The organism is Hoeflea sp., from assembly GCF_984452065.1.
Map to the genome: position 1 here is coordinate 1 of NZ_CFHWAF010000100.1, position 17,110 is coordinate 17,110.

Annotated in this window: 15 protein-coding genes and 2 tRNA genes; 11 read left to right on the top strand and 6 right to left on the bottom strand. The window is 59.6% G+C overall.

Translation table 11 applies throughout. The features are described 5' to 3' along the window. Nucleotides 1-268 precede the first annotated feature (268 nt). Nucleotides 269-757 (bottom strand): fasciclin domain-containing protein, encoded by a 489-nt coding sequence (locus AC5E6N_RS17245; protein WP_491691077.1) that lies wholly within the window; start codon nucleotides 755-757, stop codon nucleotides 269-271. 207 nt (nucleotides 758-964) lie between these two features. On the opposite strand from AC5E6N_RS17245, the gene AC5E6N_RS17250 reads away from it, so the two are divergent. The 3 genes from AC5E6N_RS17250 to AC5E6N_RS17260 are packed head-to-tail and all read left to right on the top strand — an operon-like array spanning nucleotide 965 to nucleotide 3,007. Beyond that, nucleotides 965-1,564 (top strand): sigma-70 family RNA polymerase sigma factor, encoded by a 600-nt coding sequence (locus AC5E6N_RS17250; protein WP_491748974.1) that lies wholly within the window; start codon nucleotides 965-967, stop codon nucleotides 1,562-1,564. Then, nucleotides 1,561-2,226, top strand: a complete 666-nt coding sequence (locus AC5E6N_RS17255) for a ChrR family anti-sigma-E factor (RefSeq protein WP_491748975.1) — start codon at nucleotides 1,561-1,563, stop codon at nucleotides 2,224-2,226. The genes AC5E6N_RS17250 and AC5E6N_RS17255 overlap by 4 nt, the downstream gene beginning before the upstream one ends. A 7-nt stretch (nucleotides 2,227-2,233) precedes the next feature. Beyond that, the gene (locus AC5E6N_RS17260; protein ID WP_491748976.1) at nucleotides 2,234-3,007 is read left to right on the top strand and encodes an SDR family NAD(P)-dependent oxidoreductase; all 774 of its coding nucleotides are present in this window, start codon (nucleotides 2,234-2,236) and stop codon (nucleotides 3,005-3,007) included. 7 nt (nucleotides 3,008-3,014) lie between these two features. On the opposite strand, the gene AC5E6N_RS17265 is transcribed toward AC5E6N_RS17260, so the two are convergent. Together AC5E6N_RS17265 and AC5E6N_RS17270 are read right to left on the bottom strand one after the other, a co-directional pair. Beyond that, entirely contained in the window at nucleotides 3,015-3,806 is a 792-nt protein-coding gene (locus tag AC5E6N_RS17265; RefSeq protein WP_491748977.1) for a DUF1365 domain-containing protein, read from the bottom strand. Next, nucleotides 3,806-5,131, bottom strand: a complete 1,326-nt coding sequence (locus AC5E6N_RS17270) for an NAD(P)/FAD-dependent oxidoreductase (protein ID WP_491748978.1) — start codon at nucleotides 5,129-5,131, stop codon at nucleotides 3,806-3,808. The genes AC5E6N_RS17265 and AC5E6N_RS17270 overlap by 1 nt, the downstream gene beginning before the upstream one ends. 157 nt (nucleotides 5,132-5,288) lie before the next feature. Between AC5E6N_RS17270 and AC5E6N_RS17275 the strand changes: the two genes are divergently transcribed. Then, nucleotides 5,289-5,696: a DUF2177 family protein gene (locus AC5E6N_RS17275; RefSeq protein WP_491748979.1), complete on the top strand. Its 408-nt coding sequence runs from the start codon at nucleotides 5,289-5,291 to the stop codon at nucleotides 5,694-5,696. A 73-nt stretch (nucleotides 5,697-5,769) separates the two neighbouring features. On the opposite strand, the gene AC5E6N_RS17280 is transcribed toward AC5E6N_RS17275, so the two are convergent. Next, nucleotides 5,770-7,398, bottom strand: coding sequence for a long-chain-fatty-acid--CoA ligase (locus tag AC5E6N_RS17280; protein WP_491748980.1), 1,629 nt, complete (start codon nucleotides 7,396-7,398; stop codon nucleotides 5,770-5,772). Nucleotides 7,399-7,673: 275 nt separating this feature from the next. On the opposite strand from AC5E6N_RS17280, the gene AC5E6N_RS17285 reads away from it, so the two are divergent. The 4 genes from AC5E6N_RS17285 to AC5E6N_RS17300 all read left to right on the top strand — a co-directional run bounded on the left by AC5E6N_RS17285 (nucleotide 7,674) and on the right by AC5E6N_RS17300 (nucleotide 11,981). Then, entirely contained in the window at nucleotides 7,674-8,396 is a 723-nt protein-coding gene (locus AC5E6N_RS17285) for a glycosyltransferase family 2 protein (RefSeq protein ID WP_491748981.1), read from the top strand. Then, nucleotides 8,389-8,721 (top strand): lipid-A-disaccharide synthase N-terminal domain-containing protein, encoded by a 333-nt coding sequence (locus tag AC5E6N_RS17290; protein ID WP_491748982.1) that lies wholly within the window; start codon nucleotides 8,389-8,391, stop codon nucleotides 8,719-8,721. Before AC5E6N_RS17285 ends, AC5E6N_RS17290 begins: the two co-directional genes overlap by 8 nt. 32 nt (nucleotides 8,722-8,753) lie before the next feature. Further along, the gene (locus AC5E6N_RS17295; protein WP_491748983.1) at nucleotides 8,754-10,469 is read left to right on the top strand and encodes an ArnT family glycosyltransferase; all 1,716 of its coding nucleotides are present in this window, start codon (nucleotides 8,754-8,756) and stop codon (nucleotides 10,467-10,469) included. Between the two features lie 198 nt (nucleotides 10,470-10,667). Then, a complete protein-coding gene (locus AC5E6N_RS17300) occupies nucleotides 10,668-11,981 on the top strand; it encodes an alpha/beta hydrolase family protein (protein ID WP_491748984.1) in 1,314 nt (437 codons plus the stop codon). Between the two features lie 47 nt (nucleotides 11,982-12,028). Here AC5E6N_RS17300 and AC5E6N_RS17305 read toward each other — a convergent pair whose 3' ends face one another. Continuing rightward, nucleotides 12,029-12,613, bottom strand: a complete 585-nt coding sequence (locus AC5E6N_RS17305) for a GNAT family N-acetyltransferase (RefSeq protein ID WP_491748985.1) — start codon at nucleotides 12,611-12,613, stop codon at nucleotides 12,029-12,031. Nucleotides 12,614-12,877: 264 nt separating this feature from the next. On the opposite strand from AC5E6N_RS17305, the gene AC5E6N_RS17310 reads away from it, so the two are divergent. Then, nucleotides 12,878-12,999 (top strand) — tRNA-Arg (locus AC5E6N_RS17310). Nucleotides 13,000-13,057: 58 nt separating this feature from the next. Further along, nucleotides 13,058-13,134: transfer RNA gene (locus AC5E6N_RS17315), tRNA-Arg, on the top strand. A 492-nt stretch (nucleotides 13,135-13,626) separates the two neighbouring features. Here the strand turns inward: AC5E6N_RS17315 and AC5E6N_RS17320 are convergent. Next, nucleotides 13,627-15,054 (bottom strand): phospholipase D-like domain-containing protein, encoded by a 1,428-nt coding sequence (locus AC5E6N_RS17320; protein ID WP_491748986.1) that lies wholly within the window; start codon nucleotides 15,052-15,054, stop codon nucleotides 13,627-13,629. 299 nt (nucleotides 15,055-15,353) lie between these two features. Here AC5E6N_RS17320 and AC5E6N_RS17325 point away from each other — a divergent pair, with 299 nt between their 5' ends. After that, nucleotides 15,354-16,943, top strand: a complete 1,590-nt coding sequence (locus AC5E6N_RS17325; RefSeq protein WP_491748987.1) for an LA2681 family HEPN domain-containing protein — start codon at nucleotides 15,354-15,356, stop codon at nucleotides 16,941-16,943. Nucleotides 16,944-17,110: the final 167 nt, after the last annotated feature.

The following is a 17,110-nucleotide window of genomic DNA, read 5'->3' on the forward strand; positions in this document are numbered from 1 at the left end:
GCCGGTCGATAAAGCAATCCGCAAGCCTGTCGAACAGCCCGATGGCTTTGTCGGTCTCGCGCAGCAACAACGCCCCGGTGTCACAGGTGATCGCTCCGCCGTCGAAAGCGGCGATCACTTTACGCCCGTCGAAGCCTTCAAATTCGAATTGTTCACAGATACAGTGTGTGTGCATCGGACCCCGTTCTTGAACCTGGTAACTGTTTGTTGCGAAACAAGTTTCCCAGATTCCTGGGGCCGATGCACCCTTTATTTTGAGAGATTCGGGCTAGCTGGACGGCAGGACGACCTTGTCGATCACGTGGATCACGCCGTTGTCCGTCACAATGTCCGCGGACACCACATTGGCGTTGTCGACGGTGACGCCTGACGATGATTTTTCGACAGCAAGGGTTTTGTCGCCCTCCGTCTTCAGCGTCTTGACGTGAATGCGGCGTCCGGGCAGATCCGTAGACATCAGCTTGCGCGGCAGCACGTGATAGCTGAGAATGGCGACGAGCTGGTCCTTGTTCTCCGGCTTGAGCAGCGTTTCGACCGTGCCGTCCGGGAGCGCCGCGAACGCTTCGTCCGTCGGTGCGAACACCGTCAGGTTTTCGCCGGTTGCAAGCGCGTCTGCAAGACCGGCAGCCTTGGCGGCGGCGAGCAGCGTGTTGAAGCTGCCGGCGCTTTGCGCCGTTTCCACGATATTGCCCGCGCCGGCTGGTGCGGCGGCAAAAAGTCCCATTGCGACACAAGCCGCGATTATCGTTTTCTGCATGTTCATCTCCTCTGCAGGTAGACAGACAGTCGACTGCCGGAAAATCCGGTTTGCTAGCTGGCCCAATCTACGGCCCGGTGCCGGTTCCGGATCACAAAAATTTTGAATTTTGCCGTGCGCAACAAATTTTCTGGAAAATTTTTGCTGATCGTGATCCGATCGCGTATCGCCATCGTAAATAGTCCGGTTTAAAGCGAAGGCCGGGCCATGCTGAAAGTCTTGCAGATGGAAAAACCCACGGAAGATCCGGGACCTAAGGCGGATCAGGCACTACACGAAGTGCTCATTACCGATGTGGCAGTCCATCGAGACAAATCGGCATTTGAAACCCTGTTCATACGGTTCGGCCCTCGTATCAAGGGTATGATGCTCGGCTCCGGTGCCAGCGAAGATCTTGCGGAAGACCTGATGCAGGAAGTCATGTTGACGGTTTGGCGCAAGGCCGCGCTCTATGCGCCAGAGCGCGGCACAGTTTCGACGTGGATATTCACGATCGCGCGCAATGCGCGCATAGACAGGCTGAGGCGCCAACCGGTTCAGCCCTATATAGATGTCGAAACGGTGTCGATCGCATGCGACGCGCCGAGCGCGGAAGCGGAGATGATCTCCGGACAGCATGGTGAAATGGTCCGTGCTGCCATCGATCAACTCCCCGAGGAACAAAAGACGGTTATCGAAATGGCATTTATAAAGTTCATGCCTCAAAGCGAGATCGCGGAAAAGCTTGGGCTGCCGATCGGCACGGTGAAATCCCGCACCCGGCTTGCCTACAAGAAACTGAAAGACAACCTTGAGGAACTGAGATGAGCATACATCATCACCTGGATGATGCATCGCTGATGCGCTACGCGACCGGGGATCTCGACCCGGCATTTGCCGTTGTTGTGGCATCGCATCTCGCCATGTGCGACGAATGCCGTCATGCCGTGCGCCTGGCTGAAGCCGTTGGTGGAGACTATCTCGACCAAGCGCCTGTGGCGGCGCTTTCGAACGGATCTTTCGAACGTCTTTCCAGGATGATCGATGCGGACGGGGAAACCCAGGCCGCTCCGCCCGCGCCGGAACCAACGGCTGCGAATTCGGATGGCGATGTTCCGCTTCCGCTTCAGAACCTGCTCGGCGGCTCCTTGAACGATCTGCCGTGGCGGCGTGTCGTGCCCGGCGTTCAGAGGCATCGTATCGAGATGGCGGACACGAATGCCTCCCTGTTCCTGCTGAAGATCGGCCCGGGCCGGAAAATGCCCGAACACGGCCATGGCGGTACGGAAATGACGCTCATCCTTCGCGGAGCCTACAGCGACGCCATGGGCCGGTTCTGCAAGGGCGATATCGCCGATCTCGACGAGCATGTGGAACACCAGCCGGTGGTCGATTCGGACGAACCCTGCATCTGCCTGGTCGCGACCGAGGAGCCGACCCGGTTCAAGGGTATTGTCAGCCGCTTGATGCAGCCCCTGGTGGGTATCTGACCGCATCATGAGCGCGGGGCAAAAACGTCTGGGCAATGTCTGGATTGTCGGCGCGAGCTCGGGCATCGGCAAAAGCCTGGCGGAAAAATGCCTGCCATTGTCGGATAACATCGCTATCTCCGCCCGCTCCGCTGAAAAGCTTCAGCACATGGAAAGCGAGCACACCGGTTTCGCGGCCTTTCCGTTGGACGTATCGGATCGCGGCGCCGTCGCCGAAACGGTCGAAGCGATCGAAAAGCGTCTTGGCGGGGTCGACACGGCGGTGTTGTGCGCCGGCATCTGGTTTCCCATGAGGGCTGTCGATCTGGATACGGACCGGATGCGCGCGGCGATGCAGATCAACTATTTCGGAGCCGTCTACGCGGTCGAGGCGCTGCTGGCCGGCATGAAGGCGCGCGGCAGGGGCCACATCGTCATCGTCTCTTCGGTTGCCGGCTACCGCGGATTGCCGACGTCGGTCGCCTACGGGCCGACCAAGGCCGCGCTGACGAACTTTTCCGAGGCGCTTGCCGTCGAACTCGCCGAATTCGGAATTCAGGTGACGCTGGTCCAGCCCGGTTTCGTCGATACGCCGATGTCGAAGGTCAACCGGTTCCATATGCCGGGCCTGATGGATGTCGATGCGGCAGCGGACAGGCTTTTGTCCGGCATCCTGCGGCGCAAGAACGCGATCTTCTTCCCGCGGCTGTTCACCAGTGCCGTCAGGTTCACCAATTTCCTGCCCTACGGTCTCTATTACGCGCTGATCCGGCGGATGATGGGCCGTCGCCGGGACAGATAATCACCGCCTATGCTGCAAGCCGCCGCTGGCTGTGCCGGCGCGGAACGGTCACCGGCTCCTCCGGCGGAAGCGGCTTTTTGAAGAAGTGCAGCCGTTTTGACCAGAGCCTTGCCGCCTCATAGTGAATGCCGATCCACACCTTGAGCGTCATGGCGCCGTGGCGCAGGAAAAGCCCGGCAAGCGTCCGGTCGGACAAAGGCCGGCGCCGGCCGGAGAATTGGGCTGTGAGCAACGGCCCGTCCTCATCACTGTAAAGGATCGCGACAGTCGCCTTTTTGTCAGGCCGGCGCGTCTTGAACGCATAGCGCCCGCGCACCTCGTTGAACGGCGAGACATGCAGGACTTTTTCACAACTCTGCCGCACAATGTCCTCGTCCGTGTCGTCCACGGGTATGGCATAGGTGTGGCGTTCGCCGAACGTATTGCTGACCTCGTAGATCATCACGATTGTCCGGCCTTGTGCGTCGAGCCCGTAATAGACCGTCAGCGGATTGAACATGTAACCGAGGACGCGGGGGTAGCACAGCATCAGGAAGCGCGTTGCCGCATCCGATCCGAGGGCCTGGCGGGCAACGTCCCGCAGATGCCGCTTCAATACCTTGCCGTCGCCATGGTCGCGGTCGTGAACGGAAAAAATGTTGAACCGGTTGTGCGAAAACAGCCGCAGCCGTTTGCCGGCGTGCTCCAGCCGTTCGATATCAATCAGCAGGGAGAACACCGAATAGCGGAACGCGTGAGCCTTCGGACGCATGCGCCGATGCATCACCGTTCCGGCATAAATGGCTTCCGTTTCGGGCATTACTCGGCAACCTGCAGATATTCTTCAAATCCGGTCCGCCGCAGGTCGTAATCCGGATCGTTCGCCCACGGCCGGGCAAGACCGCCCAGCTTCTCGGCGACCGCCAGCCCGCTTGCGATCCCGTCCTCGTGGAAACCGTATCCCAGATAGCTGCCGCAATACCAGGTGCGGCGGTAACCCTGCAGCGTCGGCATGTTTTCCTGGGCGCGGAAGGCCTCGGCGGTAAAGACCGGATGATCGTAGGTCATCTCCTCGATAATCGCGTCCTGACGGATGTCCCGGATCGGATTGAGGGTGACGAACAGGTTCTCGCGCGTCGGCAGGGATTGCAGGCGGTTCATCCAGTAGCTGACGCACAGCTCGTCTCCCGCGTTGCGCCCCGCCTTGATGTAGTTCCAGCTCGACCACAGGCGGCTTCGTTTCGGCATCCATTGTTCGTCGCGATGCAGGACGGCCGTGTTCTCCTGATAGGGAAAAGCGCCCAGAAGGGCGTTTTCCGCACCGTCCGCATCCGCCAGCAGCCTCAGGGCCTGATCGGCGTGGGTCGCCATCACCACATGGTCGAAGAGCTGGGTCACGCCGTCCTTCATTGTGATGAGCACACGGTCCGGACGCCGCGAGATCGCCGCTATCTCCGCGCCGAGCACCGCATTGAACGACGCGTCGGCTGCCATTTTGTCGACATAGGTTCTGCTGCCGCCGACCACGGTATTCCACTCCGGCCGGTTCTTGAATTGCAGCAGCCCGTGATTGGCGTAGAAATCGATAAAGGCGCGGGCCGGAAAATCCAGCATCCGGTCCATGGAGGTGGACCAGATCGCCGCGCCCATCGGTACGATGTGATCCTCGATGAAGTCGCGGGAATAGTGCTCGCTCTCAAGGAAAGCGCCGAGCGACGTATCGGCATGATAAAGGCCGATGCGGCGTTTGGCGTTGCGGAAGAAGCGGTTGATCTCCTTCAGCATCATCCAGTGCTGCACGCTGGCGATATTGCGGCGCTGGCCGAAATATCCCGCGCCCGATCCGGCATATTCGTAGCGGCCGAAATCATGCGTCAGCGAAAAACTCATGACCGTCGTGGCGCAGGCGACGTCCAGGTGCCGGAAGAGCGCGCACAAATTGGGGTAGTTGGCGTTGTTGAAGACGATAAAGCCGGTATCGACCGGCACCGGTCCCTCGACCGTATCGACATCGACCGTTCGGGCATGCCCGCCCAGCGTGCCGGCGCGCTCGAACAGCGTGACATTATGGCCTTTGCTCAGTAGCCAGGCTGCGGAAAGTCCCGAGATTCCGCCGCCGATGACCGCAATGTTCAGTTTACGCAATAAAGCCTCCTGCCGTTAACGCACCCCGTCCTGTTTTCTTACGACAGCGCCGGGTTGCCGGATCACACCGCTGAGCGGAAATCGCGGCTCCCGAAAATGTGATCCGAACAGTGCAGGCGGGCGTAGAATAAGTCTAAACTTAAGCAATTGGATAACAATGCCCATTTTCCTGAAAGCCTATCTGGTCACGGCGGTGTTTTTTCTCGTCGTGGATTATGTGTGGCTGGCGCGCATTGCCGGCGGGTTCTACCGCACGCAGCTGGGTGCGCACATGCTCGACCAGCCCCGTCTCGGCGTCGCGGCGGTCTTCTATATTTTTTACGTTGCCGGCGTCGTTATCTTCGCGATTTTGCCGGCCATGAAGGAACAATCCGTCATGACTGCCTTGCTGCTCGGGGCGCTGCTCGGCGGTGTCGCTTACGGAACCTATGACGTCACCAATTACGCCACATTGCGGAACTGGCCGCTGGCCGTGCTTGTCGTGGACATCAGCTGGGGCATTGTCCTGACATCGGTGTCGGCCGCGGCGGGTTATATGATAACCAGAGCCCTGTGGGGCGGGTGACGACAGGCCCGCGCCGGTGTCAGGACGCCCGGCGCGGGTTGAGGCATCGCATGTGATTGCGGCCGAAAGGCCTTTAGGCGTCCGGAAAGCTGTAATCCCGGAACTGTTCGCGCAACACCGTCTTCTGGATCTTGCCGGTCGCGGTGTGCGGAATCTCGTCAACAAACGCAACATCGTCCGGCAGCCACCATTTGGCGACCTTCCCTTTCATGAAATCGAGAATGTCGTTCCTGCCGGGCGAGCATCCTTCCTTCGCCACGATCACCAGCAGCGGGCGCTCGTCCCATTTGGGATGGGCAATACCGATGACCGCGGCCTCGGCGACATCTTCATGGCTGACGGCAAGGTTTTCCAGTTCGATGGACGATATCCACTCGCCGCCCGATTTGATCACATCCTTGGCCCGGTCGGTGATCTCCATATAGCCGCAGGGATCGATATGGGCGACGTCGCCGGTGTCGAACCAGTTCTCCTCATCGAACTGCTCCGCGCCGCGTCCCTTGTAGTAGGAGGCCGAAACCGCCGGCCCGCGCACCTTGAGCCGGCCGAACGTCTTGCCGTCCCAGGCCAGGGGAGTGTCGTCGTCGTCCGTGACCTTCATTTCGACGGTAAAGGGTGGATGGCCCTGCTTGGCCTGCAGGTCGAGCTTATCCTCGCCTTCAAGGTGGGCGTATTCGGGTTTGATCGAACACAGCGTTCCGAGCGGGCTCATCTCGGTCATGCCCCAGGCATGGATGACATCGACCCCGTATTTGTCCTGGAATGCCTGGGTGATCGCACGCGGACATGCGGAGCCGCCGATCACCACATTCTCGAGGTCGGGCAGGCTGCCGCCGATTTTGTCCATATGCTGCAGCAGCATCAGCCAGACCGTCGGAACGGCGGCGGTCATCGTCACCCGTTCTTCCGTCAGTATCTGGTAGATCGATTCTCCGTCCATGCCCGCGCCCGGCATCACCATGCTCGCACCGACCATCGGACAGACAAAGGCCGTCGACCAGCCATTGGCGTGGAACAGCGGGACGACAGGCATCATGCGGTCACGCGATGCAAGGTTGAGCATGTCCGGCTGGGCGACCGCCAGCGCATGCAGAACGTTTGAGCGGTGTGAATAAACGACACCCTTGGGGTCGCCCGTTGTTCCCGAGGTGTAACACATGCCGGCGGCCGTTGTTTCCTCGAACTCACGCCATGCGAAATCCGCGTCCGCCTCGCCGATCCAGTCTTCATAGGCGACCGCATTGGCGATCCGGGTGTCCGGCATATGGGCGCCATCCGTCAGCACGATGACCTTTTCAAGGCCGGGCACCTTGTCGGCGATGGCCTCGACAACCGGCAGGAACGTCAGATCGACGAACAGCAGCCGGTCTTCGGCATCGTTCATGATCCAGGCGATCTGCTCCGGAAAAAGTCTTGGATTGAGCGTGTGGTAGACGGCGCCGAGGCCCAGAATGCCGTACCACGCCTCCAGGTGACGCCACGTGTTCCAGGCCATGGTCGCGACGCGGTCGCCGAAACCGATGCCGTCCCGTTCGAGGCGCCTGGCGACCCGCCGGGCGTTTTCACGGATATTGCGGTAGTTGGTTCGGTGTATCGGGCCCTCGACCGACCGCGAGACAACTTCCCGGTCGCCGTGATAGGTCGCTGCGTGATCGATGACCTTGTGGCAAAGCAGCGGCCAATCCTGCATCAAGCCCTTCATACTCGTCTCCTCCTCAAAAGCCTGTTCCCTTTTTGGTCAGACTAAGACCTGGCGCAGCCGCCCGTAAAGGCGAAAAAAGTGCAATATGTCGCGGGGCGCCGGGGCGGTGTCGGGCAGACAAATGGCTTGCCACTCAAGCGCCTGCTTGCTAAGGCGTGCGCGCACGAAGGGCGCAATGTCGGCGGAGCTTCTGCGCGGCCGCGCCGTCGCCGGCAAATGCCTGATCCCGGCCGGCTCTTACCCGTGAACGGGCATCGTCAAACCAAGGCAAACCCATGATATCGATCGTCATTCCCTGCAAGAACGAGGCCGAGAATATTCCGCCCTTGCTGGACGAGATCGCGCAACATCTGAACGGCAGGGACATCGAGGTCATCGTGGTCAATGACGGCTCCACGGACAACACCGCGGAGGTTTTGTCGGGCGAGGCCGCCAAACGCGCCTTTACGATGCGCCATCTGCGGCACGAGGCCTCCGTGGGCCAGAGCCTGTCGCTGCGAAGCGGCGTTCTTGCCGCCGCCGGCGAGGTGGTCGCCACCATCGACGGCGACGGCCAGAACGACCCGAAATATATCGGGCCGCTTGTCGACAAACTCCTGGAAGGCGGTCCGCAAATCGGCATTGCCTGCGGCCAGCGCATCAAGCGCAAGGACACGAAGCTCAAGCAACTGTCGTCGCGTTTCGCCAACTGGCTGCGCGGATCGATCCTGAACGACAGGACGCGCGATACCGGCTGCGGTCTGAAGGCCGTTCACACGGATATCTTCCGGCGTCTTCCGTTTTTCAACGGCACGCACCGCTTCCTGCCGGCCCTGGTGATCCAAGAGGGCTACGATGTCGTCGCGATCGACGTGCTTGACCGTCCGCGCCGCTTCGGCACATCGAATTACGGCATCCTCGATCGCGGACTGCGCGGCGCCCTGGACCTGTTCGGCGTATGGTGGCTGAAACGCCGCCGTCACAAGATGCCCGTTGTTGAGGAAATCCGTTATGACTGAGCTTTTTGCGTCCCTGATCGACTGGTTCGACGCGGTTTTCGTCCAGCAGTTCGATACCTGGATCCTGATCGGATTCCTGGCTCAGGCTTGCTTTACGATGCGATTCGTTGTCCAGTGGATCGCATCCGAACGCGCCAAACGCTCTGTTGTACCCGTCGCTTTCTGGTTTTTTTCGCTGTTTGGCGGCGGCATGCTATTCATTTATGCGATACAGCGTCAGGATCCGGTGTTTATCGCCGGTCAGGGCATGGGGCTCATCATCTACATTCGCAATCTCTGGCTGATTGCCAATGAACGCAAAGCCGTCATGGCACAGACGGATTGAATGACGGGATCAGGGGGCGAGAGCACAGCGCATTGAAACAATTGAGGCAGGACAATCGGCTTATGGGGCTGGGAGCGGCAGCCGGTCAGGGCACGGGTGTTCTGACCTATGTTGTCCTCTTCCTGCTCGGCCTTGCCGTTCTCATGCCCGGCATTACCCAGCTTCCGCCGATCGATCGTGACGAGGCCCGCTACATCCAGGCGACCAAGCAGATGGTCGAAACCGGCGACTATATGGACATCCGGTTTCAGACCGAGCCGCGTTACAAGAAACCGGTCGGCGTCTACTGGCTCCAGTCGCTGACCGTCGGCCTGACCGGCGCGGGCGCCGATGCTCCCATCGCCGCCTACCGCATGGTCTCGGTTGTCGCGGTGTCGCTCGCCATCGTGGCGCTCTACTGGATCGGTCTGCATCTCTTCGGCCATGCGGCGGGCCTCATCGCCGCCCTCATGCTCGCCGGCATGTTCGGGGCCGGATTTGAAGGGCGTCTGGCCAAGACCGATTCGGTGCTGCTGCTGCTGTGCATCGTCGCGCAGGGCTGCCTGGCCCGAATCTATGTCGCCAGCCGTGAGGGTGAGAAGGCACCGGGCGCGCTGGCGTGGGGGTTCTGGATCGCGCAGGGCGCGGCCATCCTGGTCAAAGGGCCGATCGCGCCGCTGCTGAGTGCACTGACCATCGCATTCATCACGATATTCGACCGCCAGCGCGGCCGCGCCTGGCTGTCCGAGTTGAAGCCGCTTCGCGGCGTTGCGGTCTCCCTGCTTATTGCACTGCCCTGGCTGGTGCTCATCACCTGGAAGTCGGGCTGGGCGTTCTGGTACGAGGCCGTCGGCCGCGACATGCTGGGCAAGATCACCAGCGGTCAGGAATCGCACGGCGCGCCGCCCGGATATTACATCATCACCTATTCGCTGTTCATCTGGCCGTTCGGCCTGATCGCCGTCATCGGCGGCACCCATGCGCTCAGGCGCATGTTCACTGACCCGCGGATGATGTTCTGCGTCGCCTGGTATCTGCCGCTCTGGCTGTTTTTCGAACTCGTGCCCACAAAGCTGCCACACTATATCCTGCCGTCCTATCCGGCGATCCTGCTGCTTGGCGGATGGTTCCTCGGCCTTGCCGCCAGCGAAGCGCCGAAGCCGCTTTTGTGGCAGCGCATCCTGCACGGCTTTACCGGATTCGGCGTGATCGTCGTAACCATCGCGTTTGCCTCGCTTGCGGTGATCGTTCCGATCTATATCGGCAGCAGTTTCTCCTTCTGGAGCATTCCGGTGGTGCTGCTCCTGCTCATGGCCTGCTGGTTCGGTCTCGGCTTCGGGCTTGAGCTTGCGCCCGTCAGACGCGTTCTGGTGGCGACACTGGCCGCGACGACGGCCTACGGTCTCGGCTTCTCCGCCATCCTTCCGAGGGTGGATGAAATGTGGCTGAGCCGGCAGATTGTCGAGCGTTTCGAGGCGGAGAAAGCCTGCACCGATTCCGTGCTTGCCTCCGTGACCTATCACGAGCCGAGCCTGGTGTTCCTCGCCGGCACCGACACGGTCCTTGCCGGGCCCGACAGCGCCGCACGCCATCTGATCAACAATCCGCAATGCGCCATGGCCGCCGTGCCGGAAGAGGACGCGCCGGCCTTTCTGGCGGCGATCAGCGCCGGTGGCGCCCGCGCCGAGGGCGGTGAGGCGATTTCCGGTTTCAACTATTCAAAGGGCCACAGGCGATCGGTGAAGCTTTACCGCATCGCCGGACAATAGCGCTCCCCTCAAATCACTCGGCTTGCTGACCCGTTGTCACAATCCCTTTGCCGCGGCCTGCTATCGCACGGCGCGGCGCATGACGGTTGGCGGCGGCAAGCCGGCGGGAACGCCTGTCTTGTGCCGCAAACCTACTCAGTAGTATGTTGAACCTCCGTTCCGTGGACGGCCAACCAAAACAGATACAGGGATCGCATCATGAAACACGCATTGGGGACCGCAGTCCTGACCGGGCTGCTCTGCACGGCGGCGCTCGCCGACGACAACCGTGTGGATCTTGTCCGTCCGGACGCGCCGGAACTCACCGCCCATGGCGACAGCCCGATCGGCGTGCGCACCGTCGAGGTGACGCATGCCGGCCAGATCGACATTCTCAAGGTCGAGGACGGCAAGGATCTGCCGCGCTACGACCGGCCGCTGACGCTGGAAGTCTGGTATCCGGCGGCTGCCGGCACGGGGTCCGCAGGCACCTATGAAGGCGTCCTTCTGCGTGACGGCGTGACCAAGGTCGACCTCAAGGGCCGCGCCGTGCGCGATGCCGAACCCGCCAGGGCCGACAGCGGCTATCCGCTGATCGTCGTGTCGCACGGCTATCCCGGCAACCGGTTCCTGATGAGTCATCTGGGAGAGAACCTGGCAACGAAGGGCTATGTGGTCGTTTCCATCGATCACACCGAGAGCACCTATGACAATAGGGCCGCTTTCGGCTCGACGCTCGTCAACCGGTCGATCGACCAGACCTTTGTGGTCGACACGATCGACATGATGTCGAAACAGGACGGCAACTTCCTCAACGGGCTTGTCGACGCCTCCAATACCGGCCTGGTCGGCTATTCGATGGGCGGCTATGGAGCCGTGATCACCGCCGGCGGCGGCGTGACACAGGCAAGCACCGAATATTCGTGGGGCGCGCCGGCCGGCACGCTCGGCGTCCACCTTGCCGGCAGCGACAGCCATGAGGCGCTGATCGATCCGCGCATCAAGGCGGCGGTCGCCATCGCGCCCTGGGGCATGAACACCGGTTTCTGGGACGCGGAAGGCCTGTCGGGCGTGCGCATCCCGATGTTCTTCATCTCCGGCAGCGACGACGACGTATCGGGCTATGAAAACGGCACCAAGGCAATCTTCGATCTCAGCACCAACACGGACCGCTATCTCCTGACCTTCGAATATGCCAACCACAATGCCGGCGCGCCGATCCCCGCGCCGAGCGAAGCCTGGCAGCCGTCCGAACATCTCGACTTCATCCCCTTCGACCACTATGCCGATGCCGTCTGGGACAATGTGCGCATGAACAATATCACCCAGCACTTCGTCACCGCCTTCTTCGGCCAGTATCTGAAGAATGACGGCGAGATGGAGCCCTATCTCAATCTGGTGGAGAAGTCCGGAGACGGCGTCTACGCGGTTGAGGAGGACGGAACCCTCAAGCCCGAGCACACTTACTGGAAAGGCTTCCCGAACCGCACCGCCAAGGGCCTGTCGCTCATGCACAAGCCGAAGGGCACATAGACTTTCTTCGCAAAGACGAGAGGCCGCCGCAGCTCCGGCGGCCGCTTTTACTTGACCATCAGGATCCAGGTTTCGCCCGGACCGTCCCAGCCGTCTTTGATCTTCGGCCGGCTCGCATGCCGGCGGTAGCCGAGACGCTCATAAAGCCGCATGGCATCGCGGTTTGAATCCGAGACGATCAGGCTCATCGTGGCACTTTCGTTCAAGCCTTCGGCCTGTTCGAGCAGCCTGCTGCCTATGCCTTTTCCGCGGTGTTCGGGATAGACCGCCAAGACGTTGACATAGTGCGAGCCGACGACCATGTCCTCCAGTTCGATCAGCGGGCGGAACACCGGCTGCGCGCCGGCATAGTCTTCCGGGCTCGTTGGCGCGTCGATCCTGTAGCTCGACACGCACCCGGCCACCTTGCCGCCGACTTCCGCCACCAGCGATTTGGTGTAGGAGAAGCCGGACGTCTCGCCGGCTGCGCGGCGGATGCCGATCACCCAGGGGGCGACGTCCTCCCCCAAATCCGCGGCCAGCATCTGCCAGTGATAATAGGCAAGACCCTCGCCGGCATGGTTGACCAGTTTCGCAAGATGACGGGCATCCTCATAGGTTGCCGGTCTCGACGCGTATGGTGTGTTTAACACGATGAACTCCATTCAATGCGGTGTCACGCCGCGGCCTGGTGACGACAGCAATAGCCGATGGCGCGCGCAAGTCTGTGGCATGCGCCACAACATCCACCGGGAACCGGATGAGATCCCGGTACCGGTCGGCGAGTTCCAACGGACCGCCAGCGTCGGGCGTGCCGCAATTGTCCGGCTTCGCATCGCCTGCGCGCGCCACGCCGCACTTTCCAATTGCCCTTGAGGCGCGGATCGGTTATCCACGTTTCCGCACGACAGTGCCTCGGCACCCGTAGCTCAGCTGGATAGAGCGCCGCCCTCCGAAGGCGGATGTCAAGTCCGGCGAGGTTTGAAGGTGCTGGAAGAAAGAAGTGACTAAACAACGGCTTGGGCGAATGTCGGGTTCGCTCTTCAAGAGGCCGAAAAACTCGCGTAAGCATGGCGTAAGCATCTCGCGAACGGTATGCACCCGTAGCTCAGCTGGATAGAGCGCCGCCCTCCGAAGGCGGAGGCCAGAGGTTCGAATCCTCTCGGGTGCGCCATTTCTCTCAATAAATCAATATCTTAGAAATAAGCACTTCGGAGCCTTGCTGCTTACGTGGTGCTTACGCGGCGATCTTGCGTAAGCAAACAGGTCCTCTGGGCGTGCCGAAGCGATATCGCCAGCCAAGTCGGTTGGTTCTTCCGGAAGTTCGAATCTCACGTGCCCCACCACTTGCGAAACGGTTCGCTGCTCTGCGAGTGAGTACGCCTTGATGCGAGATGAGCGCCGAAGGTTCGACTACCAGTCGGCGGGTCACGCGCGACAAAAACACGAACTATTCTTTCGCCATCGCACTCCGATAGCGTAGCTGCTTGATGCGCTGTAATGATCAGTTCTGCGAAGCAGTACGCAAGCTCACTACTCGGGCACATACTGAGTTCGTAAGCAGTCCCAGTGCCTACTGCGCACGACTGCTTTGAGCTCACTTTGTCGAATGCTGCGCAAAGCACGAGCGGCAGCAATGCGCAGGAATCAGCCAAATGGATTTTCGCTACTCACCGGCGACCAAGTGCTCCACATCAAACCCTAACAAGCGGATACCTCGAATAGAGCGATTATTGAACGAAGGACGTTTGGCGTCTCCCCAGCCTAGCAATTCCATGACACACGCTTCACCGAAGCCGTTGAGCTTATAGCTGCCATATACGCAGTCATAAGCACGCTCAATCGCATCGCCGGAGCCTGCCAGAAGATAGCGAACGGTTCGCACTACGGCCTCGAGCGTGTTTTTCTTCTGGAAGTCGATGCGCAGCCGTTCGAGGCCGGACAGGTTCTCCCCGATATCCTTGGAAACAAAGCGCAAGCGTTCGAGAAAGGCGTGGCAGCCCGTGAGGTGTCGGAACAGTTCGTCGAAATTCAATCGGACCAACTCATTCGGATCACAGAGGTAAGCCCGGATGTTTGCGATGTTCTCGATCTCTGCCGATGCGTGATACATGTCGCCTTTCACGGTATCGTCTGTGGACTGCCAGACCTGCACATATTCGGCTATCCGCGCGGCCCGGTCCTTCGAGTCACTGAGCAACGATGTCTCGCGCCAACCATCGCCGCTGCCTTGTGTTAGACGCAGCCATCCGAGGAACCTTCCCATTTCGATCTGGGGATCCTGACCGGCATATTCTGGCCGCCCAAAGCCGTGCTGTTGCGCGACTTCGAGGATTTCATGGTGCGCAGGCACCAGAATTTCATCATATTTTCTGCGAAACCCTTGGATGAAAGCGCGCTCTTTCGATTTCTTTTCACTGCCAACGACGATGCTTTTAGGGGCGGCAGGCTTTACGAATTTGTGGATGAACTTCTCGAAGGCGTCCTCATCCTGCGGCTTCTCTTTGGATTTGAACGCCTTTTCGTATTCGCGGAGCACTTCTTCGTTCAAAACGTCTGCGTCATTCCACAACTCGTCAAAAAGGCCGGGCAGCGCGTAGAAGGCCTCATCGCGATCCTGCTGCAATAGGACAGAAAGTTCCCGATTTGCTTTCAGACCGCTATCAGTGAGGTTGGCGGACCCAACGAGCGCGATATCGTCGATAATATAGAGCTTCGTGTGAAATTTGGCGTCTGTGAAATAGCGGGTTTTGACTCGGGGATTCTCAAGGGCCTGCCGTAGTGCCTCTGGCGTTGTGATCGGCGAAAACCGGACGATCAACCGGACATCACATCCTTTGTCGGTCAGAGCCTTGATGGGGCCATTTGTCGTGAAGAACGGCGCAGCCAGCAGCCCCGATCTGGGGTGCGGTCCTGCGTTCATAAAGAAATTGATGGTGAAACCCGTTGCGCCCGTGTTTGCGTATAATTCTGAAAGCGCCATTGCAGAACCTACCTCCGTAAATGTGAAATGTTGCTGCCCGTCATTGCCTGCTGTGGCGCGAACGGCAATTTCGTCCGCAAAAGCTGTCACCCAACCCGCGTAGTAAAACATCGCATAATCGGCTGCGAATGGCGGGCCGTGCGCGATGAAAATGCGAACTACTCTTTCGCCATAGCGCTACGCTAGAGTAGTCCGAAGTATGAGAAAACGGAGCGCGCTGCCTTGGCCAACCGAAGTCAGACCAAATGGGCGCTTCAGGCAGCTCTGCTTCGCCCCATCCGACCTTAATGACGGCGATTTGCGAAGCAAAATTGCAGGGTCAGCATACCATCCTAAACATCTGGGCCACCACAAAAGCTGCGAAGGCCCGAGGCGAATCTTTATCTCGAACGTAGTAAATCTACCAAGCAATGGAAACGAACCCCGACCTCGAAGATCTAAATAAACGCTGCGAGCGCAGTATCACAAAAGTGAGCGACGCTCAGGCGCTTACACACATCGGAGAGCTGATTGACTACGCTTTCGATGCCTCCTTTGAGCGCGGTGCAAAGCGCGCACTTTATCTGCTCGATGAACTCGCCAAACGAACGCTCAGCGACAAAGACAGTGCACTAGTTGAATATTTTCGGGCAAATGCCTGGGCCGCACTGTCACATATGGCGAAAACCCGGCGATCTTGGTCTTGGGAGTTGCCCGAACATCAGGAAGAATTGTTAGCGCTCTCGCGTGCCGGAACCCATCCCGGCTTCGCCAGTCTCGAAAAGCTCCGTCGCTGCCAGATCCTTACAAACCACGCGAACCTGCTGAATTTGGTCGGCCGTTCCATCGATGCGATCGCTGGATGGGATGCAGCACTGAAGATTATCCCTGAATTCGCAATGGCGCGAGGCAATCGTGGGTACGGGCTCAAGACCCTAGCCGGAATGATTGTTGATGATCGCGAACGAGCGATTCTTGCCTTGCACGCCTATGACGCGTTCCGCTCTGCGACGGATGACGATGCAATATACGAATGCGTCGATGCAGGGCCGGCGATGACGTTCTTCGCTGACCAAGCATTCGAGTTGGAAGAAGCTGTCGATATCGAAGCCGTCCGCGCATTGCAGCACCTCGATCAGGGCGAAGAAGGTCGTTCGAAGACAGAGCGTGCTTACCGCACGTGGTGCCTCGAACACCGGCTTTTCCTGTGTCCCTTGAACAATCTTGGCCTACACTTGGCCGCCGCTATCGACGATTTGATGCTTCCGCCCCTTACCGAGAGTTTCAATGACCGACCCGATGGATATTTACCTCCGCCTATCATCGGCTTTTTCAATCAGATGAAGCAGGAGTACGCGTCGGCGCGCTTTACGCTGTTCGAAGGGATGAGCAGCACGCGGTTTCATTTTTCAGATCGGGGCGTCGCGCTCACTGACACCCTCGATTATCCCCTGTATTCGCTTGCCAGCGAGCGTGTCCGCATGGCATTTCGCATCGCTTATTCTCTTCTCGACAAGGTCGCCTTCCTTGTCGACCGTTATTGGCGACTAGGTAAGACCCCGGACCGGATCACCTTCAAGAATGTGTGGATGGTCGAGAAAAAGGCCCGCTTGTTACCGCAACTCGAAAAGCTCGATAACTTGCCCCTACGGGGCCTGTTCTGGCTATCGAAGGAACTGTTCGACAGCCAGCTCAAACAGACAACAGCGGCCGATGCGCGCGAGCTGCATACTATCCGCAATGCACTCGAGCACACCTATCTTCATGTGAGCGAGGGTTGGGCCAAACCGTTTACGATCACAGGAGTTAACAGCAACGGGTTTGGCATCGCGATCGGCAGCGACGAGTTGGAAGCCAAGGCGATCCGTGTAATGCAGATGGCACGATCCGCTCTGTTCTACGTGTCCTTTGCGATCGGCGTCGAAGAACGAAAGAAGCAGCTTCAAAACCCTCGCCAACTTGTTGGCTCAATACCGCTCTATGAGCTTGAGGAAAGGCGGAAGCGGCGCGATCCAATCTAGTAATTCGCTCACCAATTGCCCCGCACCAAACAGTGGTACGGCAGAGACAAGCTGTAGCGTAGAAGATCGTACAAAGACTTGCAGACGGCGGTGGCGGGCCATGCGCGATAAAAATGATGGGGTGGACGGCTCCTGCACCCTTCGACATTGGCGGTTCATGATGGCCG